Origin of the sequence: Mesorhizobium sp. L-2-11 (assembly GCF_016756595.1) — a bacterium.
Classification (GTDB): domain Bacteria; phylum Pseudomonadota; class Alphaproteobacteria; order Rhizobiales; family Rhizobiaceae; genus Mesorhizobium.
The window spans coordinates 4,686,687-4,711,200 of sequence record NZ_AP023257.1 but is presented as its reverse complement, the minus strand read 5'-3'; the positions used below and the strand labels follow the sequence as shown (position 1 = coordinate 4,711,200).

Sequence of the window (24,514 nt, the reverse complement as noted above, 5' to 3'; positions counted from 1 at the left end):
ATGACCTGGGTTATCCTTACCGGCCGGCAGAACGATCTCGATCAGGTGGCGACACCGCACAAGATCATCACCAATCGCGACTATCTTGCGCATCCGGCGCTGTTTCGCGGCCAGCGGCCGAAAGTCATCAACCTGTCGAACAATTACGGCTACCAAAGCCGCGGCTACTATGCCTCGCTGCTCGCCGGTTCGCGCGGTCACAAGGTCATTCCCACGGTCGAGACGATGATCGACCTGTCCGAGCGCAAGCTCTACGATCATGCGCTGCCGGAACTGGAACTCGCGCTTAACAAATGCCGCAAGGATCTGGGCGGAGCCTTTCCGCAAAAAGTCTGCATCTTTTTCGGCATCGGCTCGTCGAAGATATGGGATCGCTTCGCCAAGCTTTTGTTCGACTGGTTCCGAGCGCCGGCGTTGGAAGTCCACATCACCGACAGCGCCGAATGGGCGTCGATCCGCAAGATCGGCTTTCATCCGCTGGCCAGGATGACCGAGGAGGAAGAAAAGCGCTTTCTTCAGTGCCTTGAGACCTACACCAGCCGCGAATGGCGTGACACCAAGGGCCGCACACCGGCGCGCTACACCTTCGCCACGCTGGTCGATCCGCATGAGGAGTTGCCGCCATCGGAGATCTCGTCGCTACGCTATTGGGCCAAGATCGCCGAGAAGATGGGCGTCGAAATCGAGCCGATCACCAAAAAGGATCTGGCCAAGCTCGCCAATTACGACGCGCTGTTCATCCGCGAGACGACCTCGATCTCCAATCACACCTACCGCTTCGCGCGCCGCGCCCAGCAGGAAGGCATGCCGGTCATCGATGATCCGCTGTCGATGATCCGCTGCACCAACAAGGTCTATCTCAACGAACTGATGACCTACAACAAGGTGCCGGTGCCGCCGACGGTGATGATCGCCGGCATCTCGGACCTTGAAGTGGCGGCGCAGACGCTGGGCTTTCCGCTGGTGCTGAAAATCCCGGACTCGTCGTTTTCACGCGGCGTCAAGAAATGCGCCACCTTTGATGAGCTGAAGACGCTTGCCACCGAATGGCTGGAGGATTCCGATCTCCTGATCGCACAGAAATTCATTCCGACCAAATATGATTGGCGCGTCGGCGTGCTCGGCGGCCAGCCTCTGTTTGCCGTGCACTACCTGATGGCCAAGAAGCACTGGCAGATCGTCAACCACAAGGCCAACGGCAAGCCCGACCAGGGCGGCATCAAGACCTTCACCTTGAAGGAGGCGCCGGCCCATGTCGTCGAGACGGCGGTGAGGGCGGCGCGCTGCATCGGCGATGGCCTCTACGGCGTCGACCTCAAGGAGACCAAGGACGGTGTCTTCGTCATAGAGGTCAACGACAATCCCAACCTCGACCATGGCTGGGAGGATTCTGGCGAAAAAGACGAGGTCTGGGTGCGGCTGACGCAGTGGTTCCTGGAGCGGCTCGACCGACAGGGGCGGTAGCAGGGGGTTCTATCCGATCGACGCCCCAGCCTTCTATCCGTCGCGGCGGACCCACACCTTCCGCTCCCCGCCCGAGGACGGCACTGTTATCCCCTGCGGTCAATTAGCGTTTTTTCAGTCGGCCGGCTGCAGCGTTTGGCGCCGCGATTTCTCAATTGCCGCATACCGTTTGAGAAAAGCGTTTTGCGCCCAGGTCACCGAACGCGGGGTGAAATCGAAGCGGTCGGCATTGAAGCCGCGCGGCCGGCCGAAGAATTCGGTCGCCTCGGCGGTCGAAAAACCGGCAAGCAGCGTCGCCTCGAAATAGGCGGCGATCTGGTCGGCGCGCTTGATCTCCTTGCGCAGGCCCGCAACCGGTTCGATCGGCAGCGAAAAGCGCCGATGGATGGCTCGCTGCAGCCTCAGCTCGCATTCCTTGTAGCTGCCGCCCATCACCGATTTGAACGGCGAGATCATGTCGCCGATGACATATTCAGGCGCGTCGTGCAGCAAAGCCGCCAGCCGCGCATCGGCTGGGGCGTCCGGCACCAGCTCGCCGAACAGCGCCTCGACCAACAGCGAATGCTGGGCGACGGAAAAGGCGTGATCGCCGATGGTCTGGCCATTCCACCGGGCGACGCGGGCAAGCCCATGGGCAATGTCCGAAATCTCGATGTCGAGCGGCGAAGGGTCGAGCAGATCGAGCCGCCGGCCCGACAGCATGCGCTGCCAGGCGCGCGGCGGCGCGCCGGGACGGTCGGCCGCCATCAGGCCTCCTCCGCGCCGACGGGTTGCTGCGGGAAAGTGAATTTCGCCCAGGCGGGAATGGCGAGCGACACAGTGACGTCATCCGCCACAATCGGCTGGCCGGCGTCGAGCGCTGCCTTGACGCGGTCGATACGGGCTATGGCCAGGCCTGTCGTGCCGGCGGCAGTGCCAAGCGTGCCGACCGGTCGCCCTGCAACTGTCAACTCTGTGCCAGGAGCGGGCAGTGGCCGTTCGGCCGAAACGATCAGCACCCGCCGTCTGGCAGTGCCGCGATGCTGCATCCGCGAAACCACCTCCTGGCCGACATAGCAACCCTTCCTGAAGCCGACGCCGCCGGTTTCATCGAGCAGCACATCATGCGGGAAGGCGTCACCGAGCTGATAGTCGCTGCCACTTTCGGCAATCCCATGGGCGATGCGCAGAGCTTGCCACGCGGCAGGGTCGCCGCCCGCCGCAATGGCGCCATAAAAGCGATTGACGACCGCGTTGCGGAACCGTGCATCGGCAAACGGTGTTGAATCGAATTGCGAAGTGGTTGCACCATCTCCCCACGCAACAGCGACAAGCCCCTGATCTACCTTGGCGATCTCGACCTTGGCGCGCAATTTGTAGAGCATCAGCCGGCGCATGAAATCGTCTGATATGTCGGATCGGCATTCGAGGCGAAACAGATTCTCGCCAGCGCGGGAGATCAGGAAGTCGAACAGGATTTTGCCTTGCGGCGTCAGCAAGGCGCCCGGCTTTGCCTCGCCGGCAGCCAGTGCGTCGAGGTCGGTGGTCAGAATGTTCTGCAAAAAACTCTCGGCATCCGGGCCTGACACGGAAACGAGCGCGCGGTCTTTCAACTGGGCAAAGGGCATGGGCGGAAAAGAACCTGATCTTGCAAAACGGTCGGTCATTACGTAAGCCGCTGGCACTCCCCCCGCAAGAGACCGGATCAGCATGGCCACGACCTACGACCTCATCCTGACAGGCGGCACGGTGGTCAACCACGACGGCGAAGGCCGACGCGACATCGGCATCAGCGGCGGGCGCATCGCTGCTATCGGCGATCTCGCCCAGGCTTCCGCCGGCGAGACGGTCGACTGTCGCGGCCTGCACATCCTGCCGGGCGTCATCGACAGCCAGGTGCATTTCCGCGAGCCAGGGCTGGAGCACAAGGAAGATTTGGAGACAGGCTCGCGGGCAGCGGTGCTGGGCGGCGTTACCGCCGTCTTCGAGATGCCCAACACCAACCCGCTGACCACCAGCGAAGCAGCGCTTGCCGACAAGGTTCGGCGCGCCACCGGCCGCATGCATTGTGACTTTGCCTTCTGGGTCGGTGGCACCCGTGAGAATGCCGGGGATGTGGGCGATCTTGAGCGGCTGCCCGGTGCTGCCGGCATAAAAGTGTTCATGGGCTCCTCCACCGGCGATCTATTGGTCGAGGATGATGAAAGCGTCGCCTCGATTCTCAGGAATACCCGCCGCCGTGCGGCCTTCCATTCCGAGGACGAATTCCGGCTGCGCGAGCGGCTCGATGAGCGCATCGAGGGCGACCCGGCCTCGCATCCGGTTTGGCGCGACGAGATCGTCGCTATACGCTGCACCGAGCGCCTGGTGCGCATCGCGCGCCAGGTAAGCGCCCGCATCCACGTGCTGCACATCTCGACCGCCGAGGAGATTGTTTTCCTCGAACAGCACAAGGACGTCGCGACCTGCGAGGCGACGCCGCATCATCTGACGCTGAGCGCGGACGATTATGCGCAGCTTGGCACGCTGATCCAGATGAACCCGCCGGTACGCGCATCGCGCCACCGCGACGGCATCTGGCACGGCATTGCGCAAGGCATTGTCGATGTGCTGGGTTCCGACCACGCCCCGCACACGCTGGCCGAGAAGGCAAAACCCTATCCGGCCTCGCCGTCCGGCATGACCGGCGTGCAGACGCTGGTGCCGATCATGCTGGATCACGTCAATGCCGGCCGGCTGACGTTGCAGCGTTTCGTCGACCTGTCCAGCCACGGCCCGCAGCGCATCTTCGGCATGGCCAGGAAAGGTCGCATCGCCGCCGGATACGACGCCGATTTCACGATTGTCGATTTGAAGCGCCGCGAGACCATCACCAATGCGCAGGCAGGCTCTAAGGCCGGCTGGACACCCTATGATGGCAGAGAAGTGACCGGCTGGCCGGTCGGCACCGTGGTGCGCGGCCAGCGTGTGATGTGGGAAGGCGAGATGGTCACGCCAGGACAGGGTCGGGCAGTGGAGTTTTCCGAGGCGCTGGCGGTGTAGGGCGGCGGACTTTCAAATCGCATCGTACCGCCGCTTATCTTCTGTTTGAGCATTGGATTTTCCCAAAACCGCTAACCACTCCGATGCTCTGGGCGGTTGCAGGTAGGAGAGGCAATGCAGCTCAATCCCCTGCGACGAAGAACGTCCACTGTCCATCCGGGGTGATGCCGACGCGGTAGAAGATGTAGGCGCCGAACTGCTTCATGCTGTCATAGTCGCCGGCGGTGACGATCTTGAACAGCTCGACCCGCTGCCTGGCGTCGAGCTTGTCCAGCGGCAGCGCGAAGAAATATGGCCAGACATAGAGCTCCTGCGGCGTGCCGACATCGATATGGACATAGCCGGCACTGAGCACCTCTTCCAGGATGGCGAGGATTTCCTGGCCTTCCGTGTCACCCGAAAGCCCTTTCAGGAAGGTGATCGGGTCGCCTTCGATCTCGCTCAGTGACAATTGGGTCATCGCATCGCCCTGGCCGATCAGCGGCCGGAGTTTTTCGATGTCGCCGCTCTTGCAGGCCTCGATGATCAAATCGTGCATGCGCCTGACCGGCTCCGGCAGCTTGCCGAGATCATAGACGACCTCTGGCAAGGGTTCATCCGGGTCGACTTGCGGATTGGCCATGCCACCATCGTCTGTTGGCCCGCCCGGTTCGACCTGTTCCCGTTCGTCGGGGCTGGCCGCAGGCGGCGTCGCGCCGAGCGGGCCGGGCGTCGGCGCCGCGTTTCCCGGCGGCGACATGTCGTCGTCGGCGGGCGGCGTGACTGGCGAGGGCAGGTCCTCGCGCTTGATTTCACTCAAAGCATAGGCGGGGCTGATTGCGAGGCAAGGCGCCAGCGGAAACGCAGCGCAAAAAGCGGCGAGCTGGATGCTGAGGGCCAAGCCACGCGGCTGGCCTGACGTCGAAAAGTTCACCGCCTGCCTCTCCATGATTCCGTCCAGCTGCCCAGGCCCGCCCAGGTGCCCGGGGCATGACGCCCAAGCGGCACGCCGTCATCGAAGAGCCTGATGCCAGTCAGTGCCGCAGCCGTCCTGGTTCGAAGGCCCCGGCTATCACCTTTTCACGCATGCGGTCGAGCAGGGCAAGGGCCGATGTCTCGCCATTGGCGCGCAGCATCTCGCCGAACGCGGTTTCGAGGGCCGCCTCGGCAATGATTTCCGGCTCGATTCCGGCCGAAAGCCCTTCCGCCCAGGCCTCGCTGTGGCTTTCCACTGCAGTCAGGCGCTTTTCTTCCCTGACCAGCGCGTCGATGTCGTTGACGCCATGTTCCATTGCGATGTCCACCCTTTTCAAGCGGCGATCCGGCAGATGCGGATCAGGCTTGGGCTGTCCCTTTTACACGCAGGTTAAGTAAGTACTTGTAAATACGACATTTTTGGGGTCGTCTCGACAAGGGCTCGTCACGTTTTGCACACCTGCGTTCGATCCGATTCAAACTTAGCCGATTAGGCCGGCGAGCGGGATGAAAACCTTCAGTTTGAGTTAATTCCACATCCGCGCCGTAACGTTTCATTAACACCGTTGCAGAAGTGCAACACAACGATTGCACTAAGAGGCAACTGGACACAAGCGGGCCCGGACACATGTGGGCCGGACACAAGCAGGAGGAGCCAGGGTCAGTTGCCGTAGCGTGAGGCGATGTCGCGCGACAGCGTCTCGCCTTCCTTCATGTAGCGGCTGATGGCTTCGGTCGCCGAGGCGGTACACTGTGTGTAGCTGCCGCCGAAGGAGCGGTAGCCGCGGTTGAAGCTGGCGATGAAGCGGGCGCGCCGCTCCGGGTCCGGGTTTTCCGAAGCGATCAGCTTCTCCATCTCGACCCGCCACTGGTCGCCCTTCTCGCCGCACAGATTACGCAGGAAGTGCAGCGACCCAAGCACCTCCGCCAGCCGCATCAGCCCCGGCTCGAACGGCGACTCGGCGGCCACAGCCGGCCGCGCCCCGATTGCCGTACTGGCGGCGAGGCAAGCTGCAAGGAAAACCGATGCGCGGATCATAAGTCTATGTGGCCAAACAATTTGTCGCCTGCAAGGCGATTTTGGAGGTTACGCCCCTGCATCCCTGAGCAATTCGTCGGCAACGGCAAATACCGAAGCGGCAAGCGGCAGCGCCGTCATTTCGCCGAGTGTATAGAAGGCGGCGGTCTCGGCGTCGTCGTTGGCCACGGGCTCTCCGCCGGCATAGGTGGCGCCGAATACCGTCAGCAGATAGTCGACCGGGTGCCCATCGCGGTCGCCGTCGATGTGGATTTCCCGAAGGCGGCGGTAGTTGTGCGCATGCAACCCGGTTTCCTCCAGCAATTCGCGCTGCGCGGCTTGTTCCAGCGTTTCGCCGGCCTCGACCTTGCCGCCTGGAAACGCGTAAAATCCTTGCGAAGGCTGCCGCGCCCGCTTGACCAGCAGCACCGTGTCGCCGCGGACAATGGCGACCGATACAGCCGGGAGCATTTTGCGCATCTCGTCCATGGGTCTCCGATCGCCATTTGCCGCAGCCGGTTGTGGACCGGTCGGCAAGAGGAAGCATTAGCGGTTGCGCAACGCCGGTTCCATCGCCACCTTCACATCCGACCAATCCAACGAGTGTTTAACTTATGTGCGGACGCTTCGCCTTGACCGCCACGCCGGACCGGGCCGCCGCTTTTCTCGGTCTGCCAGAACTGGAGGATTTCCCGCCCCGCTACAACATCGCACCGACGCAGCCGGTGCTGATGGCGATTGCAGGCTTGCCGCGGGCGCCAGGCTCGAACCTGCCGGACCGGCAGCCGATGCTGGTGCGCTGGGGGCTGATCCCGGCGTGGGTGAAGGACACGCGTGAGTTTCCGCTGCTGTTCAACGCGCGCTCGGAGGGAGCAGCGGAGAAGGCCTCGTTTCGCGCCGCCATGCGCCATCGCCGCGCATTGGTGCCGGCTTCCGGCTTTTACGAATGGCGTCAATCAGGCGGCAAGAGGGGACAGCCCTATTGGGTGCGGCCGAAGCATGGCGGGCTTGTCGCCTTCGCCGGACTGATCGAGACCTATGCCGAGCCGGGCGGTTCGGAGATGGACACCGGCGCCATCCTGACCGTCAATGCCAATGCCGACATTGCCCATATCCACGACCGCATGCCGGTGGTGATCGATCCGCAGGATTTCGCCCGCTGGCTGGATTGCCGCACGCGCGAGCCGCGCGACGTCGCCGACCTGCTCAGACCGGCACCGATCGATTTCTTCGAGGCTGTCCCGGTTTCCGACCGCGTCAACAAGGTCGCCAACACCGGACCGGACATTCAGGAAAGGGGCATGGTGGGGCAGGAGCCCGAGAAGGCCAGGCGCCGGAAGCCGGGCGCGGACGACAGTCAGATGAGCTTGTTTCAGCAGTAGCTGCTATTTCCTGGGGCGCTTCAGCGCCTTCATTGCCGGCGCTCCCATTTACCGGCGAACCGCCGGCCGCACGTCACATCAGGCAGCGCGCGGCGATGTGATCTTCTGCACCGGCTTCTTCTTCTTCGCCGTGTGGAGAAGGGCGGCGACGATCGCCGCCGGGCCGATCGCCCGGTATTGACTGGCGAGCGCCGGTTGCTTGGCGCTGCTGGAGTCCTGCTTGGCTCGAGGCATTTTTCTCTTCCCTGGTAACGTCTTCGTGTCCGCGTTTGCTGGTCGAATCCGACCAAATCGTGACATCTGGTGATCTAGCCCGCGAATGTTTCATGACTGTGCCGAGATGTTTAATAAAATGTTTCACCACGTCATTACCTGTGATCCAGCGACTCTTTTGCCGAAAGTTGCGACTTGACGGCAACACTGGGTGAGGCGATAAAGCCGCTCATGAGAACGTCTTTCGCCATTTGTGGCATCTGCATTATTGGCTAGCTTCGCGCTGGTCCGGACGTTTTCGCCTATCTTCCTTCTAGAGTGGACAAACGCCCCGGCCAGCAGGCTGGTGGCTGATTTGCGTCTCGGCGCAAGTGGCCCCAACCAAAAAGTAACGCACCGGGAAGGCACGAATGTCTGACGCATCGAAGGGCCTGCGCCTCTACAACACGCTGACGCGGACCAAGGAGGATTTCTTCCCGATCGATCCGCGCAATGTGCGCATGTATGTCTGCGGCCCGACGGTCTACGACTTTGCCCATATCGGCAATGCGCGGCCGGTGATCGTCTTCGACGTGCTGTTTCGTCTGCTGCGCCATCTCTACGGGCAAGCGCACGTCACCTATGTGCGCAACATCACGGATGTCGACGACAAGATCAACGACCGCGCACTGCGCGATTTCGGCGCCGAGATTGCCTCGGGAAAGCTGTCGCTGAACGAGGCGATCCGGCGGGTCACCGAAAAGACCGCCGACCAGTTCCACAAGGATGTGGCGACGCTCGGCTGCCTGGAGCCGACGGTCGAGCCGCGCGCCACTGAATTCGTCGAGCCGCGCGCAGATGGCAAAGTCGACATGATCTCCTTGATTCAACGCCTGATCGAACGCGGCCATGCCTATGTTGCGGCAGGCGAAGTTCTGTTCGACACGGCCTCGATGCCGGACTACGGCCAATTGTCGAAACGCAATCTCGACGAGCAGCAGGCCGGCGCTCGCGTCGCCGTCGATCCGCATAAGAAAAGCCCTGGCGATTTCGTGCTGTGGAAGCTGTCCTCGCCGGAAGAGCCGGGCTGGGACAGCCCTTGGGGCAGGGGCCGGCCGGGCTGGCACATCGAGTGCTCGGCGATGTCGGCCGCCTATCTCGGCGAGGTCCTCGACATTCATGGCGGCGGGCTCGACCTGATCTTCCCGCACCACGAGAACGAGATCGCCCAGTCGCGCTGCGCCCATGGCACCGAGGTGATGGCCAAGGTGTGGATGCACAACGGCTTCCTGCAGGTCGAGGGGCAGAAGATGTCCAAGAGCCTGGGCAACTTCTACTCGATCAACGAGTTGCTGGAGACGGAGACCTTTGGCGGCCGCATGTGGCCAGGCGAGGTGCTCAGGCTGGCGATGCTGATGACACATTATCGCGAGCCGATCGACTTTTCCGTGCGTAAGCTGGAAGAGGCGGAAAATACGCTGCGCAAATGGAAGCGGGCGGCGGACCTGGCACCGGCGGCGGCCAAGCAATTGCCGGTCGAAGTGGTGGAAGCGTTGTCGGACGATCTCGCAACCTATCCTGCGTTCCAGGTGCTGACGCAACTGGCCGGCGAGGCTGCGGATTCCAATGCTGCCGGCGCGGGCAACGATGCTGCCGCTTCGCTGAAGGCGGCACTATCGTTCCTCGGCTTCGACGTTGCGCCGGCCAAGGTTGATGAAGATGCCATCGCCAGGGCCATTGCCAGGCGCCTGGAACTGATCGCCGCCAAGAACTGGACCCAGGCCGATCGCATTCGCGACGAGCTTTTGGCGCAAGGCGTGCAACTGAAGGACGGCAAGGATCCGACCACGGGCGAGCGGGCGACGACGTGGGAGGTAAAGCGGTGAGGGCGGTTGGCGGACGGTTGGCGAAAGCGCCGGTGACGGCCGATCTCCCCCCTTGCGGGGGAGATGTCCGGCAGGACAGAGGGGGGTGCTGTCCCGCCAGCCTATCAACGAATTGCAGCCATGCCTTTAAGCTGGCTCCGAGGTGCGAATGGGTTACATCGAAAGTCGGCGATCCTTCCCACCCCCCTCTGTCCTGCCGGACATCTCCCCCGCAAGGGGGGAGATCGGCTGTCGTCGATGATTTCGCCAATCATGAAGGCGAGGGTGCTTGATGGGTCACGACCTCGTTCCATCGCGCCAGCGCAAGAATGCAAAATCCATGCGTCGTGTCATGACCGATGCCGAGTTGAAGCTTTGGAACGAATTGCGCGCCCATCGTCTGATGGGGATGAGCTTTCGCCGGCAGGTGCTGATCGGACCTTACATCATAGACTTTGCTTGCTCGACACACAGCTTGATCGTCGAGGTTGACGGCAGCCAGCACGCGGATCCCGAAAACGTCGAGCGTGACGAGGCACGAAGCGCCTACTTGAAGGCCAGTGGCTGGACCATCTTGCGTTTCTGGAACGACGACGTCATCCGCGATATCGACAATGTCTGCCAGCACATCGTCATCGAGGCCGGCCTGGCCGCTCACGAAATGCCGGCCGGCGAACCAGCAGGGAGGTAAAAAGATGATCGACCATCTTGGCATCACCGTTTCCGATTTCGACGTGTCGAAAGCTTTCTACGACAAGGCGATGGCACCGCTCGGTGCCTGGCTGCTCTACATGGTGCCGCAGGAATACACCGGTGGCGCCAAGGTCGGCGGCTATGGTCGCGACCGGCCGGTGTTCTGGCTGCATCAAGGCAAGGACATGCCGAAGGACCGTCAGCACGTCGCCTTCACCGCGCGCAGCCGCGCCGAGGTCGATGCCTTCCACACCGCCGCCATCGCCGCTGGAGGCAAGGACAATGGCGGGCCGGGCCTTCGTCCGCACTATCACGCGAACTATTATGGCGCCTTTGTCTTCGACCCCGACGGCAACAATGTCGAAGCCGTCTGCCATGCCCCGGAGTGAAGCGATGAGCCTGGATAACAGACCGGTCTACACAGGCGGCTGCCAGTGCGGTGCCGTGCGTTTCCGTGTCGAAGGCGCGCTGGGCGACGCCTCCGTCTGTCATTGCCGCATGTGCCAGAAAGCAAGCGGCAATTTCTACCTGCCGCTGGTGTCGGTGCGTGGTGCAAAACTCGACTGGACGCGCGGCGCGCCCAGACGCTTTCGTTCCTCCAACGCCGCGTGGCGCGGTTTTTGCGCCGATTGCGGCACGCCGCTGACGTTCGAGGCGCCTGACGGCATCGCACTCGCCATAGCGGCGTTCGACCATGCGGAGGAGATCGCGCCGACCGTTCAGTGGGGCATCGAAGCAAAACTCCCCTATGTCGATCACATCCACGAATTGCCCGGCGAGGACACGCTGGCCGATACTTCTTCGTCCTCCTCTCGCCGATCTCGTCTCTTACCAGCACCCCGACCACGACACCGAACAATGGCCGCCGGAGGAAAGATCATGACCGAAACCGTTCGAACCGGCGGCTGCCAGTGCGGCGCCGTGCGTTTCCGCATCCGTGGGGCGCTTGGGCGCCCTTCCATCTGCCATTGCCGCATGTGCCAGAAACAGTTCGGGTCCTTCTTCGGCGCGCTGGTGACGGTGCCGAAGGACGGTGTCGAATGGGTGCGCGAGGAGCCGAGCTATTTCCAGTCGTCGGTCAACATCGATCGCGGCTTTTGCCGCCGCTGCGGCACGCCGTTGACCTACAGGCAGCCTGGCGGGCTGGAGATCGCCATCGGTGCATTTGACGATCGCTCCGACCTCGCACCGCAGATCCAGATCAATTACGCCGCCCGGCTGCCTTGGGTGGAGAAGATCTTCGACGCGCCGGTCCATGACGATCCCGACTACTATACAAGGCAGGAATCGATCATCTCCTTCCAGCATCCGGATCACGAGACGGCCAATTGGCCGCAGCAGGGCCTGAAATTATGAGCAATGAACTGCGCAGCCTCTACCCGGAGATCGAGGCCTTCGCGTCAGGCATGCTCGATGTCGGCGATGGCCATCAGGTCTATTGGGAGCGTTCCGGCACCAAGGGCGCCAAGCCGGCCGTGTTCCTGCATGGCGGACCAGGCGGCACCATTTCGCCAAAGCACCGGCGGCTGTTCGATCCGAAGCTTTACGATGTCATCCTGTTCGACCAGCGCGGCTGCGGAAAATCAAGGCCCAACGCCTCGCTCGAGGCCAACACCACCTGGCATCTGATCGCCGACATCGAGCGCCTGCGCGACATGTGCGGCTTCGACAAGTGGCTGGTGTTCGGCGGTTCGTGGGGCTCGACCCTGGCGCTGGCCTATGCCGAGACGCACCCCGAGCGGGTCAGCGAACTGGTCGTGCGCGGCATCTACACGCTAACGCGTGCGGAGCTCGAATGGTATTATCAGTTCGGCGTCTCGGAAATGTTTCCCGACAAATGGGAGCGCTTCCTGGCGCCGATCCCCGAAGCCGAGCGCGGCGACATGATGGCCGCCTATCGCAAGCGGCTGGTCGGCAGCGACCGCAAGGCACAGGTCGAAGCCGCCCGCGCCTGGAGCCTGTGGGAGGGCGAGACGATCACGCTGTTGCCCGATCCGGAAACCAGCAGCCGGTTTGGCGAAGACGACTACGCCGTCGCCTTCGCCCGCATCGAGAACCATTATTTCGTCCATGCCGGCTGGTTGGAGGAAGGGCAATTGCTGCGTGATGCCTTCAAGTTGAAGGACATCTCCGGCACCATCGTTCATGGCCGCTACGACATGCCGTGCCCGGCGCGCTTTGCCTGGGCGCTGCACAAGGCGTGGCCGAAGGCGGACTTCCATCTGGTCGAGGGCGCAGGGCATGCCTATTCGGAGCCGGGCATTCTCGACCGGCTGATCCGGGCAACGGACAAGTTTGCGGGGAAATGAGCATGGGCCGCGAGCGCCTCTATCTCTTCGACACCACACTGCGTGATGGCCAGCAAACCCCAGGCATCGACTTTTCGGTCGAGGACAAGATCGCCATCGCCGGGCTGCTCGACGGGTTCGGCGTCGACTATATCGAAGGCGGCTATCCCGGTGCCAACCCGACCGACACCGCTTTCTTCGCCCAGCACCGCACGGCCAGTGCCAAATTCGTCGCCTTTGGCATGACCAAGCGGGCAGGGGTGTCGACCTCGAACGATCCAGGCCTTGCCGCACTGGTCCAGTCGAAGTCGGACGCCATCTGCTTTGTCGCCAAGAGCTGGGACTACCATGTCCGCGTCGCGCTGGGCTGCACCGACGAAGAAAATCTCGAGGCGATCAAGGCCTCGGTCGAGGCGGCGGTAGCTGCCGGGAAGGAAGCGCTGGTCGACTGCGAGCATTTCTTCGACGGCTTCAAGGCCAATCCCGATTATGCGCTGGCTTGCGCCAGAACCGCCTACGGCGCCGGCGCGCGCTGGGTGGTGCTGTGCGACACCAACGGCGGCACGCAGCCGTCGGAACTGCGTGCTATGGTCGAGAAGGTCATTGCCTCCGGCATTCCCGGCGACCATCTCGGCATCCATGCCCATGACGACACCGGCCAGGCGGTGGCCAATTCGCTGGCCGCCGTCGAGGCCGGCGTGCGCCAGATCCAGGGCACACTGAACGGCATCGGCGAGCGCTGCGGCAACGCCAATCTGATCTCGATCGTGCCGACGCTGGCGCTGAAGCCGGCCTTTTCCGACCGCTTCGAGACAGGCATCTCGGCCGACGCGTTGGCCGGCATATCGCGCCTTTCCCGCGCCTTCGACGAATTGCTGAACCGCGCGCCGGAAGCGCAGGCGCCCTATGTCGGCGCTTCCGCCTTCGCCACGAAGGCCGGCATCCATGCCTCGGCGCTGGCCAAGGAGCCTGCCACCTACGAGCATGTGCCGCCGGAAGCGGTCGGCAATCGTCGCCGAGTCATGGTCTCGGACCAGGGCGGCAAAGCCAATTTCCTTGCCGAGTTGAAACGGCGCGGCATCGACATGCCGAAGGACGACCACCGGCTCGATGCGCTGATATCAGTGGTCAAGGAGCGCGAGGCCGAGGGCTATGCCTATGAAGGCGCCGACGCCAGCTTCGAGCTGCTGGCGCGCAAGATGCTGCACGGCCTGCCGGAATTCTTCAGCGTCACCTCGTTTCGCTGCATGGTCGAGCGCCGCTTCGACGCCAATGGCCAGCTGAAGACGGTCTCGGAGGCGATCGTCAAGGTGCTGGTCGATGGCGAGGAGAAGATGTCGGTGGCGGAGGGGCACGGCCCGGTCAACGCACTCGACATCGCGCTGCGCAAGGACCTCGGAAAATTCCAGAACGAGATCGCTGACCTCGAGCTTGCCGACTTCAAGGTGCGCATCCTCAATGGCGGCACCGAGGCGATCACGCGTGTGCTGATCGAATCGCACGATGCGAGCGGCGCCCGCTGGTGGACGGTCGGTGTCTCCGAAAACATCATTGACGCTTCGTTCCAGGCGCTGATGGATTCGATCGTCTACAAGCTGATGAAGAACCGCGAGATGGCCGGTCTGGTTGCAGCGGAGTAGGATTGAACCATCAGCGAAAGTCGATTGATCCATCAGAACTTTGCGATGGTCTTGGCCCGGCGGCTGGCGCATAGCGTTGGGCCATGGCCACGCAAGCAATTCAGCTCGAAGCAGACTCAAAGGCCCGGCGTGGATTCCTGCTGGCGCTGGGCGCCTATCTCCTGTGGGGGCTGCTGCCCTTCTATATGAAGGCGGTCGCACATCTGCCGTTGGCCGAAGTCATCGCGCACCGCATCGTCTGGTCGGTGCCGATCGCGGCGGCCGTTTTGATCTGGGCCGGCCGCACGGCGGATTTCAAAGCGGCGTTGCGTTCGCCGCGCATCATTTCCATGGCGGCGCTGACGGCGGCGCTGATTTCGGTCAACTGGGGCATCTATGTCTGGGCGATCGCGGTCGACCGTACCATCGAGACCGCGCTTGGCTACTACATCAACCCGCTTGTCAGCGTCGTTGTCGGCGCGCTGCTGCTCAGCGAACGGCTCGACCGGCTGCAAATCGCGGCGGTGGTGCTGGCGGCCATCGCGGTCGCGGTGCTGACGATCGAGGCCGGCAAGCTGCCCTGGGTGTCGCTGGTGCTGGCGTTTTCCTTCGCCGCCTACGCCTTCTTCCGCAAGACACTGCCGATCGGTCCCAGCCAGGGTTTCTTGCTTGAAGTGCTTTTGCTGTCGATGCCCGCGCTCGGCTACATCATCTTCCTTATCGTCACCGGGCAGGACCATTTCGTCTCCAGTTCCCTGAGCGATACCGCATTGCTGATCGGCTGCGGCCCGGTCACCGCTATACCGCTGCTGCTGTTTGGCTTCGGGGCCAAGCTGCTGCGTCTCTCCACCATCGGCATCATGCAGTACATCGCGCCGACCATTGTGTTCCTGATCGCCGTGCTGATTTTCGGCGAACCCTTCGGCAGCACCCAGGCCATCGCCTTCGGCCTGATCTGGACTGCGCTGGCGATGTATTCGTGGTCGATGTTCCGTGGCCGCGAGATCCGGCCTGCCGCAACGGCAGCGCGGTAAAGGCAAGGGATTTCCGATGTATGTCCTGCATATCGCCAACAAGAACTATTCCTCATGGTCGCTGCGGCCATGGGTGCTGATGCGGACATTGGACGTCCGCTTCGAGGAGCGGCTGACACCATTTCCGACCGGATCGAGTTGGAGCCTCTACCGGCCGTTCTCGCCCAGCGGCCTCGTACCGTGCCTGATTGACGACGGCTGGGCAGTTTGGGATTCGCTCGCCATCACTGAATATCTGGCCGAGCGCCACGCGGGCGTCTGGCCTGCCGAGGCGAAGGCGCGAGCCTGGGCGCGGTCGGCGGCAGCCGAAATGCATTCGAGCTTCACCGCCTTGCGCGGCTCCTGTCCGATGAACTGCGGTGTCCGCGTCGCGCCGGTGGCGATGTCGGATGCGCTGAAGCACGACCTCTTTCGTCTCGGCGATCTCTGGGACGATGGGCTGCGGCGCTTCGGCGGACCGTTCCTCACTGGCGATCGCTTCACCGCCGTTGACGCCTTCTTTGCCCCGGTGGCGTTTAGGGTTCAGTCCTACGGACTGTCCTTCGAGGGCGCAGCTGCCAGCTATCCGGCGCGATTGCTGGCACTGCCGGCGATGCGCGAATGGTACGCGGCAGCCCTTGCAGAGGAGTGGCGCGAGCCGAACCACGAAGCGGAGGTGCGCGCCGCCGGCACTGTCATCGAGGATTTTCGCGCGAGCTTGTAACGGTTGCCGCTACATCCCGCGCCCCAGCCGTCTGACGAACAGATAGACGACCGCCGCGACGGCGAGCGATATCGCCGACGCCAGCCAAAAGCCCACCGGCGTGTCGACCAGCGGCAGCCCGCCGACATTCATGCCGAACAGGCCTGAGATGATCGTCATCGGCAACAGCACTGCGGTCATCACCGACAGCATGTAAAGTAACTGGTTCGACTGCGTCGTCAGCTTGGCCATCAGCTCGTCCTGCAAGAGCCGGGCGCGGGCCTGCAACTGCTCGCCGTCATGATGCAATGTATGGGCACGGTGGGAAAGTCGTGCCGCCATGTCGTTGATCGCGTCCGGCAGGTCATTGCGATGCGAATGGTCGAGATGGCGGAACAAGGTGGTTAACGTCGCCATCTGCCGGTGGATGACCACCAGTTGCCGGCGCGCATCGACCAGCGCCTGCCGCTCACTGTGCCATGCGTCGCAGACGATGCGGTCCTCAATGCCGTCGAGCGTGTCGCCCAGGCTAGCGAGTTCCGTCGCCATGCCGTCGAGCGACTGGCCCATGACAGCCTCGATCAGTTCGGCCGGAGAGCGGAACTTTCGCGATCCGTTGTCGATCGCCTTGCGGATTTTGTCGACCGATTGCAGCGGTTGCTTGCGGCCGCCGATCAGCATTGTGTCGTTGAAGGCGAAGCGGAAATGGCCGAGCCCGCGCGCCTCCGCCGAATAGTCGTGTCGCAGGTCCGGCAAATCGCCGTAGAGCCAGTCGCCCTCGAGGTCGATATGGCAGCCATGGCCGGCCGACAGGAAAGCATCGCGCACCGGCGGCGGCAAAGCCGGCTCGGTGGCGATCTCGTGGCGGGCGCGCAGGTCGGAAAGCTGGTAGCTGCGCCAGGTCCAGTGTGTGGCGGTCGCGTCTTTGGTTCTCGCGCCTTCGGCGGTGAAGTGATAGATGAAGAACAACCCGTGCTCGTCTGGCAGATAAGGCGACAGATCGCCGCCTTCCGGGTTGAGAGTGATGGTCATGGTCGCGTCGTCAGCCTCTCGAATATGCCGCCGCGCGGCGGCGACCAGGCTGTGATTACTAGCACGGGCGAACCGGTTTGGTGTGACGGTTTTGACGGTCATCCGAGGCGGCGTACCAACGCCGTTATTTGGAGCCAGTTTGGAATAATACGTCGTTGAGTCGCGTTCGCGTAAAGAGCACGACGCAATCCACGCGGAGGACGTCCGATGCATGCCGGCTTCCCACGAAGCATGCTCATAGCGGTATTGGGAGTCGTCATGGCGAGCTGCGCTGGCTTTTCGGCGCAGAAAACGGGGGCAATAACCGGCTATGGCCCCAACCCCACTTTACCGAAACCAAGACCGACGCTGATCCCGACCGTCAACATCGCCGAGGCGAAAGGCTGGCAGAAAGGTGGTATGCCGACCCCGGCGAAGGGCCTGACGGTGAACGCCTTTGCCACCGGCCTCGACCATCCGCGCTGGCTGCACGTGCTTCCGAACGGCGACGTGCTGGTTGCCGAAACCAATGCCCCTGCCAAGCATGACGAAGGTTTCAGCCTTAAAAAGGTCTTCATGGACCTGGCCATGAAGCGCGCCGGGGCCGCGACCAAAAGCGCCAACCGCATCACGCTCCTGCGCGACACCAATGGCGACGGCATTGCGGATGTGCGCAGGACGTTCGCAGAAGGCCTCAATTCACCCTTCGGTATGACGCTGTCCAAAGGCAGGCTTTATGTGGCGAATACCGACGCGCTCGTCGCTTTCCCCTACTCCAATGGCCAGACCCGAGCCACAACGCCGCCGGAAAAGATCGTCGACTTACCGGCCGGCGATCTCAATCACCATTGGACCAAGGATGTGATCGCAAGTCCCGATGGACGCAAGCTCTATGTCACCGTCGGCTCCAACAGTAACGTTGGAGAAAACGGCATGGCTGTGGAGAAGAACCGCGCCGCCGTCCTTGAAGTGGACCGGTCGACCCGCCGTACCCGGGTCTTCGCGTCAGGGCTGCGCAACCCGAACGGGCTCTCCTGGAACCCTGAAACTGGCGAGCTTTGGGTAGCCGTGAACGAGCGTGACGAGATCGGCGACGATCTCGTGCCGGACTATATGACCTCGGTTCGTGACGGCGCTTTTTATGGCTGGCCTACAGCTACTTCGGACAGAACGTCGACGAACGCGTCAAGCCGCAGCGCCCCGATCTCGTGGCGAGGGCGGTCAAGCCCGATTATGCGCTGGGTTCCCACACCGCCTCGCTGGGACTGACCTTCTCCAAAGGCGCGTCGCTCGGTCCTGCCTCCGGCTCCGGCGCTTTCGTCGGCCAGCACGGCTCGTGGAACAGGAGCGTGCTCAGCGGTTACAAGGTGATCTTCGTGCCGTTCCGCGGTGGTAAACCGGGCGGCCACCCGAGAGATGTGCTCACTGGCTTCGTCGGGCGTGACGGCAAGGCGATGGGCCGTCCGGTCGGCGTTGCAATCGATCAGACCGGGGCACTGCTCGTCGCCGACGATGTCGGCAATGTCATCTGGCGGGTCGGTAGGGCAGTAGGGCAGTAGGGCAGTAGGGCAGTAGGGCAGTAGGGCAGTAGGGCAGTAGGGCAGTAGGGCAGTAGGGCAGTAGGGCAGTAGGGCAGTAGGGCAGTAGGGCAGTAGGGCAGTGCCTCATGAGCGCGGCATGGATAGTGCCTCATCAGCGCGGAATTCACTACCTACTGCCCTACTGCCTTACTCCCCTACTGCCTACCCCTAAAGCTTGTCGATCACCGACTGCACACCCTCGGTCGGTGCGTCGACCGACGATCCCGCGACCATGATGGCGGCGACGATCGCTTCCGGGTCGTCGACCACCAGCGGCCTGACCCGCTGCGCGGTGTGGATGAAGCCTTCGGCCATCATATGGTCGAGCAGCGCCAGCATCGGATCCCAGAATCCTCCAACGTTGCCGAAGACGATCGGCTTGCGGTGATGGCCGAGCTGGCCCCAGGTCATGATCTCGATGATTTCCTCGACCGTGCCGATGCCGCCCGGAAGCGCCACAAACGCGTCGGATTTCTCGAACATGGTATGTTTGCGCTCGTGCATGTTTTCTGTGATGACGAGCTCGTCGAGCCGGTCAAGCGCGGTTTCGGTGGCCTCCCTGTTGATCAGGAAGCGCGGAATGATCCCTGTCACCTTGCCGCCGGCCCGCATTGCGCCTTCGGCGACGGCTCCCATGATGCCCCTGGTGCCGCCGCCATAGATCAGACGCAGGCCGGACTTGGCGATCGAACGCCCAAGCAGGTGTCCGGCCTTGGCGTAGGTTACATCGCGGCCAGGAGACGAGCCGCAATAGACGCAGATGGATCGAATCGTGTTCATGAGATGATTGGTGATTGGGTCTTTATTCGCGGTCAAGCCCGGGCGGGTTTTTTCTTGTCGGCCCCGTTTATTCGTGTCGGCCCTTTTCGTGTCGGCCCCCTTGTTCTCGTCGGCCCTTTTTCTTGTCGGCTTGGGCAAAACAGGCTAGACCGCATTAGGTGGCTAAGGGCAGGGAAATATGGCAATTAATCCTTTGAAGGCGTTTTTGTTCGTCGTCGGCGGCTCCGTCGCCGCGGCGGGAACCGCCTATGTGTCGGGCGCGCTCGATCCGTATCTCAATCGCACGCCGCCGGCGGACATGGCATCGCTGACGCCGCCGGTGGAGAAGCCGGCCGAACCGGCGACCGACGCACCGCCGCCGCCGGCGCCTGCCGCTGGTGCGATGGCACCGGCAGCGCCGGCCACGGCCGATGCGATCGCGCCGACTTTCGACATCGTTCGGGTCGAGATCAAGGGCTCTATCGTCGTCGCCGGTAAAGCCGCACCCAACGCCAAGGTCGAAATCCTCAACGGTTCGACGGTTCTTGGCTCGGCGGTCGCCGGTGCCGATGGCGCTTTTGCCATCGTTCTCGACGATCCTTTGAAACCCGGCGATTACACGATCGCGCTGCGCTCGATGACCGGCAATGTCGTGACCCCCTCGGCGCAGACGGCTATCGTCTCGATTCCCAAGACTCCTGCTGGCCAGGTGCTGGCGATGATCGAGGAGCCGGGCAAGGCCTCCGAATTGCTCACCGTTCCTACACCCGAGACAAAGCTTGAGTTGCCGCCTGCCGGCGACAAGGCGGCCGCCCCGGCTGCCGAGGACCCCGCTGCCGGGGACCCCGCTGCCGCAGCACCAGCCGCACCGGCTGCCACGGCGCCGGCCACTGTCGGAGCCGCCCCCGCGCCCGCTCCGGCGACACCAGCTTCAGGGCAAAAGGTCGTCGTCGAAGCGATCGAGATCGACGGCAACAAAATCTTCGTCGCCGGGCTCGCCGACCCCGGCCGCAAGGTGCGCGCCTATGCCAACGATATCTTGCTCGGCGACGCGAAGACTTCGCCCGACGGCCATTTTCTGGTCGAGGCGACGCGCAACATTCCGGTCGGCACCTACACGATCCGTGTTGATGCGCTCGATGCCGATGGGGTCAAGGTGGTGGCCCGTGCCGCCGTGCCGTTCGAGCGCGAGCCGGGTGAGTCGATCGCCGCCGTGGCGCCTGCCGAGGCAAAGCCGGCCGCGCCGGCAACCACGCCTGCGGCGCCCGCGGCCGAGGCGCCAGCCGATGTGGCGGCTGCGACGCCCTCGGCTGAAGTGCCCGAGACCGCAGCGCCGAAGCTCGAACACGCCGACAGCGCCGTTATCATCCGGCGCCACGATACGCTGTGGCGGATTTCGCGGCGCGTCTACGGCCAAGGTGTTCGCTACTCGACCATCTACCTCGCCAATCAGGATCAGATCAGGAATCCCGACCGCATCTGGCCGGGGCAGGTGTTCAAGGTCCCCGGAAAATCCAGGGAAGGCGAAGCCGCCAACATCAAGGCGATGGGCGACCAGATGACGACGGCCCCGACAAAGGCAAACTAGAAATCCTTTTCTTCCCTAGCGGGCTCTTGCAGAAAGTTCGTTCATCGTCTATCGCCGATAGACGATGAATGCTCCCTTGACTGAGAAGACCTGCGGCTTCGCCGACAGCCAGACCGTCGCCGCGAAGCTCGCCGCGCTTTCGCATCCGGCCCGGATCGAAATTCTCCGGCATCTTTCGGCCAGCCGCTCCTGCTGCTGCCGCGAGGTCGTCGACCATCTCGACCTGGCGCAGTCCACCGTTTCGCAGCACTTAAAGATATTGGTCGAAGCCGGGCTCGTCCGCTACGAGCCGGATCGGCAACGCTCGCGCTATGAAGTCGACAGCGATGCGCTCGAAGATGTTTCCGCATCGCTGGCCGCACTGGTCAATTCATGCTGCTCCGGCCGCTAGACCATCAGCCCGATCCGAAGGACCGCTTCAGCGATTTTCGGAAAAGATCGTGGTCAAGCAATAGAAATACGAAAAGGCGATAAAATGGCCGAAAAAACCGTCTCCGCCGATTCTGGCTCGACCTTCAAGACATTGCGCAATCTTTGGCCCTATATGTGGCCGGCCGACCGTGCCGACCTGCGGGCGCGGGTGGTGTGGGCAACCGTGCTTCTGGTCGTCGCCAAGCTGACCCTGGTTGCCGGTCCCTACTTCTTCAAATGGGCGACCGATGCGCTGGCTGGCGACGCCAAGTCGGCGCCGCCGCTGCCGGCCTTCATGCTTGCGCCAGTCATGCTGGTCATCGCCTACAATGTCGTGCGGCTGGTGCAGCTCGGTTTCAACCAACTGCGCGACGCGCTGTTTGCCCGCGTCGGGCAATATGCGGTGCGCCAACTCGCCTTCCGCACTTTCGTCCACATGCATCAATTGTCGCTGCGCTTCCATCTTGAGCGCCGCACCGGCGGCCTGTCGCGCATCATCGAGCGCGGCACCAAGGGCATCGAGACGATCGTCCGCTTCACCGTGCTCAACACCTTGCCGACCATCCTCGAATTCGCGCTGACAGCCGGCATCTTCGCGGTCACCTATGGTTGGAAGTACGTGGCTGTGGTGGCGGTGACGGTCTGGCTCTACATCTGGTTCACCATCAGGGCGAGCGACTGGCGCATCGTCATTCGCCGCGACATGAACGACAGCGACACCGATGCCAGCACCAAGGCGATCGACTCGCTGCTCAATTTCGAGACGGTCAAATATTTCAACAACGAGGGCATGGAAGCCGAGCGCTTCGACCGTTCGATGGCGCGCTACGAGACCGCCGCCACCAGGATATGGACCTCGCTCGGCTGGCTGAACTTCGGCCAGGGCGTCATCTTCGGTCTCGGCACGGTTATCGTCATGTGCCTTTCGGCGCTGGAGGTGCAGGCTGGCACGCAGACGGTTGGCGACTTCGTCTTCATCAACGCCATGCTGATCCAGCTTTCGGTGCCACTCAACTTCATCGGCTTCATCTATCGCGAAATCCGCCAGGGCCTGACCGACATCGAGCAGATGTTCGATCTGCTCGATGTGCCGCAGGAGATCGTCGACAAGCCGGGTGCCAAGCCGCTGGTCGTCGGCTCCGGCAAGGTCGAGTTCCGTGATGTGCAGTTTTCCTACGATCCCAACCGCAAGATCCTGAAAGGCATCAGCTTCGAAGTGCCGGCCGGCAAGACGGTTGCCATTGTCGGGCCATCGGGCGCCGGCAAGTCGACCATTTCGCGGCTGCTGTTCCGTTTTTACGACATCCAGGGCGGCAAGATTCTGATCGACGGCCAGGACATTCGCGACGTGACTCAGCACAGCTTGCGCGCGGCGATCGGCATGGTGCCGCAGGACACCGTGCTGTTCAACGACACCATCGCCTACAACATCCGCTACGGCCGCATCGATGCCAGTGAGGAGGATGTGCGCAAGGCGGCAGAACTCGCCCAGATCGGGCCGTTCATTGAGCGGCTGCCCGACGGCTACCGTTCGATGGTCGGAGAGCGCGGACTGAAACTGTCCGGCGGTGAGAAGCAGCGCGTGGCGATCGCCCGCACCATTTTGAAGGCACCGCCGATCCTGATGCTCGACGAGGCGACCTCGGCTCTCGACAGCCATACCGAACAGGAGATCCAGGCGGCGCTCGACCTCGTCAGCAAGGGTCGCACCACCATCGTCATCGCCCACCGGCTGTCGACGGTGATTTCGGCCGACGAGATCATCGTGCTGCAGGACGGCCAGATCGCCGAGCGCGGCACGCATGCCGCCTTGATGCGCAAGGCCGGCCTGTACGCGTCGATGTGGGACCGCCAGCGTGAGGCAACCGAGGCCGAGGAGCGGTTGCGCATTGCTCGCGAGCGCGACGAGTTCGGCGTCGTTGTCCGCCGCCGCCCCTCCGAGGTGTCGTAGCCCTTACGGCCAGCCAGCGCCAGGCGCGGAAGCCTCGATGCTGAGCACCTGGCCGGTGCGCGCATCGCTGATCATGTGCTCGAAGCCGCGCCATTCGGCAGCGACGATGAACAGCGTCTTGCCGTCGGCGCCGCCGAGCATGCAGGCAAAGCAGCCGCGATCGGCGTCGACGCTGTCGAGCATCGCCCCGCCCTCGCGCACCCGCACGCAGTGCCGGTTGGGGACGTCGGCATACCAGATGGCGCCTTCGGCGTCGAGGCAGATGCCGTCGGGAAAGCCGTTGCCGAGGTCGGCCCATCGCCGCCGGTTGGCAAGGCTGCCATCGGCGCCGATGTCGAAGGCAGTCAGCCTGTTGGCGTGGGACTCGGCGACGATCAACGTCTTGTTGTCAGGCGACACCGCCATCCCATTGGCGAAGGCGATCTTGTCCGCCACCTGACGCACGGACCCGTCCGGCGCAATCAGCACGATGGAGCCGGGGCCGAAATGCTGGCCAGGAACCGGCGCTGGCCCACCGCCATTGACGTAGGTGTTGCCGCGCCCGTCGACGACGATCTCGTTCCAGGCGTTCCCCGAGAGGTGTCGCAGATCGGCGTGGGTGACCAGCGTGCCGTCTGCTTCTTGCCGCAGCACCAACCCCTCACGCCCGCAGACGACGACCAGGCGACCGTCCGGCAGCCAGTCGACCGAAAAGGGCAGGGTGGCCGGAACGGTGAGCATGATTTCACTGTTGCCGTCAGCATCGACGGCGATGATCTGGCCGGTTCCCCAGTTGCAGAACCAAAGCCTGCCATCATGCCAGCGCGGCGATTCGCCAAACGCCAGACCGTTCATCACGACCCGCGCTTCCTTAGCTGCTGATTTCTGTGACAGCATTGTTGCCTCCAGCTTTCGTTCGGCGGGCGCTTTGACAAGGCCCGTATCTCCAAGGACGCATGAGACCGGTTCGCCCCGACAACAGTCATGCTTTTTGGACAGGCTCATCGGACCCCTTCCAACGCC

At 63.1% G+C, this 24,514-nt stretch carries 26 protein-coding genes and 1 pseudogene; 17 read left to right on the top strand and 10 right to left on the bottom strand.

Annotation, left to right across the window (positions count from 1 at the left end):
* Complete coding sequence (locus tag JG739_RS22670) at positions 1-1,464, top strand: RimK family protein (RefSeq protein WP_202363465.1); 1,464 nt, start codon at positions 1-3, stop codon at positions 1,462-1,464.
* A 114-nt stretch (positions 1,465-1,578) separates the two neighbouring features.
* Here JG739_RS22670 and JG739_RS22665 read toward each other — a convergent pair whose 3' ends face one another.
* Positions 1,579-2,211 carry an HD family hydrolase gene (locus tag JG739_RS22665; protein ID WP_202363464.1) on the bottom strand — a complete coding sequence of 211 codons (633 nt, stop codon included), beginning with the start codon at positions 2,209-2,211 and terminating at the stop codon, positions 1,579-1,581.
* Positions 2,211-3,071, bottom strand: coding sequence for a CAF17-like 4Fe-4S cluster assembly/insertion protein YgfZ (gene ygfZ / locus JG739_RS22660; protein ID WP_202363463.1), 861 nt, complete (start codon positions 3,069-3,071; stop codon positions 2,211-2,213). Before ygfZ ends, JG739_RS22665 begins: the two co-directional genes overlap by 1 nt.
* An 82-nt stretch (positions 3,072-3,153) precedes the next feature.
* On the opposite strand from ygfZ, the gene JG739_RS22655 reads away from it, so the two are divergent.
* Entirely contained in the window at positions 3,154-4,485 is a 1,332-nt protein-coding gene (locus JG739_RS22655; RefSeq protein ID WP_202363462.1) for a dihydroorotase, read from the top strand.
* Between the two features lie 121 nt (positions 4,486-4,606).
* On the opposite strand, the gene JG739_RS22650 is transcribed toward JG739_RS22655, so the two are convergent.
* The 4 genes from JG739_RS22650 to JG739_RS22635 form a co-directional block, all read right to left on the bottom strand.
* Positions 4,607-5,398: a hypothetical protein gene (locus tag JG739_RS22650; RefSeq protein WP_202363461.1), complete on the bottom strand. Its 792-nt coding sequence runs from the start codon at positions 5,396-5,398 to the stop codon at positions 4,607-4,609.
* 100 nt (positions 5,399-5,498) lie between these two features.
* Positions 5,499-5,756, bottom strand: a complete 258-nt coding sequence (locus JG739_RS22645; RefSeq protein ID WP_077381793.1) for a hypothetical protein — start codon at positions 5,754-5,756, stop codon at positions 5,499-5,501.
* 344 nt (positions 5,757-6,100) lie between these two features.
* Positions 6,101-6,478 carry a TIGR02301 family protein gene (locus JG739_RS22640; protein ID WP_202363460.1) on the bottom strand — a complete coding sequence of 126 codons (378 nt, stop codon included), beginning with the start codon at positions 6,476-6,478 and terminating at the stop codon, positions 6,101-6,103.
* 48 nt (positions 6,479-6,526) lie between these two features.
* Entirely contained in the window at positions 6,527-6,946 is a 420-nt protein-coding gene (locus JG739_RS22635) for an NUDIX hydrolase (RefSeq protein ID WP_202363459.1), read from the bottom strand.
* 125 nt (positions 6,947-7,071) lie between these two features.
* Here JG739_RS22635 and JG739_RS22630 point away from each other — a divergent pair, with 125 nt between their 5' ends.
* The gene (locus JG739_RS22630) at positions 7,072-7,839 is read left to right on the top strand and encodes an SOS response-associated peptidase (protein ID WP_202363458.1); all 768 of its coding nucleotides are present in this window, start codon (positions 7,072-7,074) and stop codon (positions 7,837-7,839) included.
* Positions 7,840-7,917: 78 nt separating this feature from the next.
* On the opposite strand, the gene JG739_RS22625 is transcribed toward JG739_RS22630, so the two are convergent.
* A complete protein-coding gene (locus JG739_RS22625) occupies positions 7,918-8,073 on the bottom strand; it encodes a hypothetical protein (protein WP_023800743.1) in 156 nt (51 codons plus the stop codon).
* A 389-nt stretch (positions 8,074-8,462) separates the two neighbouring features.
* Here JG739_RS22625 and cysS point away from each other — a divergent pair, with 389 nt between their 5' ends.
* The 9 genes and pseudogenes from cysS to JG739_RS22580 all read left to right on the top strand — a co-directional run bounded on the left by cysS (position 8,463) and on the right by JG739_RS22580 (position 16,233).
* The gene (gene cysS / locus JG739_RS22620; RefSeq protein WP_202363457.1) at positions 8,463-9,917 is read left to right on the top strand and encodes a cysteine--tRNA ligase; all 1,455 of its coding nucleotides are present in this window, start codon (positions 8,463-8,465) and stop codon (positions 9,915-9,917) included.
* 271 nt (positions 9,918-10,188) lie between these two features.
* Positions 10,189-10,587, top strand: a complete 399-nt coding sequence (locus tag JG739_RS22615) for an endonuclease domain-containing protein (protein WP_202363456.1) — start codon at positions 10,189-10,191, stop codon at positions 10,585-10,587.
* Positions 10,588-10,591: 4 nt separating this feature from the next.
* On the top strand, positions 10,592-10,978 hold the full coding sequence (locus JG739_RS22610) for a VOC family protein (protein ID WP_202363455.1): 387 nt from the start codon (positions 10,592-10,594) through the stop codon (positions 10,976-10,978).
* A gap of 4 nt (positions 10,979-10,982) precedes the next feature.
* Positions 10,983-11,472: pseudogene (locus tag JG739_RS22605) on the top strand (GFA family protein).
* Positions 11,469-11,945: a GFA family protein gene (locus tag JG739_RS22600; RefSeq protein ID WP_202363454.1), complete on the top strand. Its 477-nt coding sequence runs from the start codon at positions 11,469-11,471 to the stop codon at positions 11,943-11,945. Before JG739_RS22605 ends, JG739_RS22600 begins: the two are co-directional and overlap by 4 nt.
* Positions 11,942-12,898, top strand: a complete 957-nt coding sequence (gene pip / locus JG739_RS22595; RefSeq protein WP_202363453.1) for a prolyl aminopeptidase — start codon at positions 11,942-11,944, stop codon at positions 12,896-12,898. The genes JG739_RS22600 and pip overlap by 4 nt, the downstream gene beginning before the upstream one ends.
* 2 nt (positions 12,899-12,900) lie before the next feature.
* Positions 12,901-14,517, top strand: a complete 1,617-nt coding sequence (gene cimA / locus JG739_RS22590; RefSeq protein ID WP_202363452.1) for a citramalate synthase — start codon at positions 12,901-12,903, stop codon at positions 14,515-14,517.
* A gap of 83 nt (positions 14,518-14,600) precedes the next feature.
* The gene (gene rarD, locus JG739_RS22585; protein WP_202363451.1) at positions 14,601-15,530 is read left to right on the top strand and encodes an EamA family transporter RarD; all 930 of its coding nucleotides are present in this window, start codon (positions 14,601-14,603) and stop codon (positions 15,528-15,530) included.
* A gap of 16 nt (positions 15,531-15,546) precedes the next feature.
* A complete protein-coding gene (locus tag JG739_RS22580) occupies positions 15,547-16,233 on the top strand; it encodes a glutathione S-transferase family protein (protein ID WP_202363450.1) in 687 nt (228 codons plus the stop codon).
* A 9-nt stretch (positions 16,234-16,242) separates the two neighbouring features.
* Here the strand turns inward: JG739_RS22580 and JG739_RS22575 are convergent, their stop codons facing one another.
* Positions 16,243-17,244 (bottom strand): transporter, encoded by a 1,002-nt coding sequence (locus tag JG739_RS22575; RefSeq protein WP_202363449.1) that lies wholly within the window; start codon positions 17,242-17,244, stop codon positions 16,243-16,245.
* Between the two features lie 207 nt (positions 17,245-17,451).
* Here JG739_RS22575 and JG739_RS22570 point away from each other — a divergent pair, with 207 nt between their 5' ends.
* Both JG739_RS22570 and JG739_RS35495 read left to right on the top strand, forming a co-directional pair.
* Positions 17,452-18,492 carry a PQQ-dependent sugar dehydrogenase gene (locus tag JG739_RS22570; RefSeq protein ID WP_244749521.1) on the top strand — a complete coding sequence of 347 codons (1,041 nt, stop codon included), beginning with the start codon at positions 17,452-17,454 and terminating at the stop codon, positions 18,490-18,492.
* Positions 18,432-18,782, top strand: a complete 351-nt coding sequence (locus tag JG739_RS35495) for a hypothetical protein (RefSeq protein WP_244749520.1) — start codon at positions 18,432-18,434, stop codon at positions 18,780-18,782. Before JG739_RS22570 ends, JG739_RS35495 begins: the two co-directional genes overlap by 61 nt.
* 189 nt (positions 18,783-18,971) lie before the next feature.
* Here the strand turns inward: JG739_RS35495 and JG739_RS22565 are convergent, their stop codons facing one another.
* Entirely contained in the window at positions 18,972-19,583 is a 612-nt protein-coding gene (locus JG739_RS22565; RefSeq protein WP_027152697.1) for an LOG family protein, read from the bottom strand.
* A gap of 178 nt (positions 19,584-19,761) precedes the next feature.
* Here JG739_RS22565 and JG739_RS22560 point away from each other — a divergent pair, with 178 nt between their 5' ends.
* The 3 genes from JG739_RS22560 to JG739_RS22550 all read left to right on the top strand — a co-directional run bounded on the left by JG739_RS22560 (position 19,762) and on the right by JG739_RS22550 (position 23,512).
* Positions 19,762-21,150 carry an Ig-like domain-containing protein gene (locus tag JG739_RS22560; RefSeq protein ID WP_202363448.1) on the top strand — a complete coding sequence of 463 codons (1,389 nt, stop codon included), beginning with the start codon at positions 19,762-19,764 and terminating at the stop codon, positions 21,148-21,150.
* Between the two features lie 64 nt (positions 21,151-21,214).
* Positions 21,215-21,541: an ArsR/SmtB family transcription factor gene (locus JG739_RS22555; RefSeq protein ID WP_202363447.1), complete on the top strand. Its 327-nt coding sequence runs from the start codon at positions 21,215-21,217 to the stop codon at positions 21,539-21,541.
* Between the two features lie 84 nt (positions 21,542-21,625).
* Positions 21,626-23,512 (top strand): ABCB family ABC transporter ATP-binding protein/permease, encoded by a 1,887-nt coding sequence (locus JG739_RS22550; protein ID WP_202363446.1) that lies wholly within the window; start codon positions 21,626-21,628, stop codon positions 23,510-23,512.
* 3 nt (positions 23,513-23,515) lie between these two features.
* On the opposite strand, the gene JG739_RS22545 is transcribed toward JG739_RS22550, so the two are convergent.
* On the bottom strand, positions 23,516-24,388 hold the full coding sequence (locus JG739_RS22545) for an SMP-30/gluconolactonase/LRE family protein (RefSeq protein ID WP_202363445.1): 873 nt from the start codon (positions 24,386-24,388) through the stop codon (positions 23,516-23,518).
* Positions 24,389-24,514: the final 126 nt, after the last annotated feature.

What these genes read in the sequence shown, in the direction of transcription:
- JG739_RS22670 (WP_202363465.1), top strand. Translation starts at nt 1, where the DNA reads ATGACCTGGGTTATCCTTACCGGCCGGCAGAACGATCTCGATCAGGTG.
- JG739_RS22665 (WP_202363464.1), bottom strand. Translation starts at nt 2,211, where the DNA reads ATGGCGGCCGACCGTCCCGGCGCGCCGCCGCGCGCCTGGCAGCGCATG.
- ygfZ (WP_202363463.1), bottom strand. Translation starts at nt 3,071, where the DNA reads ATGCCCTTTGCCCAGTTGAAAGACCGCGCGCTCGTTTCCGTGTCAGGC.
- JG739_RS22655 (WP_202363462.1), top strand. Translation starts at nt 3,154, where the DNA reads ATGGCCACGACCTACGACCTCATCCTGACAGGCGGCACGGTGGTCAAC.
- JG739_RS22645 (WP_077381793.1), bottom strand. Translation starts at nt 5,756, where the DNA reads ATGGAACATGGCGTCAACGACATCGACGCGCTGGTCAGGGAAGAAAAG.
- JG739_RS22640 (WP_202363460.1), bottom strand. Translation starts at nt 6,478, where the DNA reads ATGATCCGCGCATCGGTTTTCCTTGCAGCTTGCCTCGCCGCCAGTACG.
- JG739_RS22635 (WP_202363459.1), bottom strand. Translation starts at nt 6,946, where the DNA reads ATGGACGAGATGCGCAAAATGCTCCCGGCTGTATCGGTCGCCATTGTC.
- JG739_RS22630 (WP_202363458.1), top strand. Translation starts at nt 7,072, where the DNA reads ATGTGCGGACGCTTCGCCTTGACCGCCACGCCGGACCGGGCCGCCGCT.
- JG739_RS22625 (WP_023800743.1), bottom strand. Translation starts at nt 8,073, where the DNA reads ATGCCTCGAGCCAAGCAGGACTCCAGCAGCGCCAAGCAACCGGCGCTC.
- cysS (WP_202363457.1), top strand. Translation starts at nt 8,463, where the DNA reads ATGTCTGACGCATCGAAGGGCCTGCGCCTCTACAACACGCTGACGCGG.
- JG739_RS22615 (WP_202363456.1), top strand. Translation starts at nt 10,189, where the DNA reads ATGGGTCACGACCTCGTTCCATCGCGCCAGCGCAAGAATGCAAAATCC.
- JG739_RS22610 (WP_202363455.1), top strand. Translation starts at nt 10,592, where the DNA reads ATGATCGACCATCTTGGCATCACCGTTTCCGATTTCGACGTGTCGAAA.
- JG739_RS22600 (WP_202363454.1), top strand. Translation starts at nt 11,469, where the DNA reads ATGACCGAAACCGTTCGAACCGGCGGCTGCCAGTGCGGCGCCGTGCGT.
- pip (WP_202363453.1), top strand. Translation starts at nt 11,942, where the DNA reads ATGAGCAATGAACTGCGCAGCCTCTACCCGGAGATCGAGGCCTTCGCG.
- cimA (WP_202363452.1), top strand. Translation starts at nt 12,901, where the DNA reads ATGGGCCGCGAGCGCCTCTATCTCTTCGACACCACACTGCGTGATGGC.
- rarD (WP_202363451.1), top strand. Translation starts at nt 14,601, where the DNA reads ATGGCCACGCAAGCAATTCAGCTCGAAGCAGACTCAAAGGCCCGGCGT.
- JG739_RS22580 (WP_202363450.1), top strand. Translation starts at nt 15,547, where the DNA reads ATGTATGTCCTGCATATCGCCAACAAGAACTATTCCTCATGGTCGCTG.
- JG739_RS22575 (WP_202363449.1), bottom strand. Translation starts at nt 17,244, where the DNA reads ATGACCATCACTCTCAACCCGGAAGGCGGCGATCTGTCGCCTTATCTG.
- JG739_RS22570 (WP_244749521.1), top strand. Translation starts at nt 17,452, where the DNA reads ATGCATGCCGGCTTCCCACGAAGCATGCTCATAGCGGTATTGGGAGTC.
- JG739_RS22565 (WP_027152697.1), bottom strand. Translation starts at nt 19,583, where the DNA reads ATGAACACGATTCGATCCATCTGCGTCTATTGCGGCTCGTCTCCTGGC.
- JG739_RS22560 (WP_202363448.1), top strand. Translation starts at nt 19,762, where the DNA reads ATGGCAATTAATCCTTTGAAGGCGTTTTTGTTCGTCGTCGGCGGCTCC.
- JG739_RS22555 (WP_202363447.1), top strand. Translation starts at nt 21,215, where the DNA reads ATGAATGCTCCCTTGACTGAGAAGACCTGCGGCTTCGCCGACAGCCAG.
- JG739_RS22550 (WP_202363446.1), top strand. Translation starts at nt 21,626, where the DNA reads ATGGCCGAAAAAACCGTCTCCGCCGATTCTGGCTCGACCTTCAAGACA.
- JG739_RS22545 (WP_202363445.1), bottom strand. Translation starts at nt 24,388, where the DNA reads ATGCTGTCACAGAAATCAGCAGCTAAGGAAGCGCGGGTCGTGATGAAC.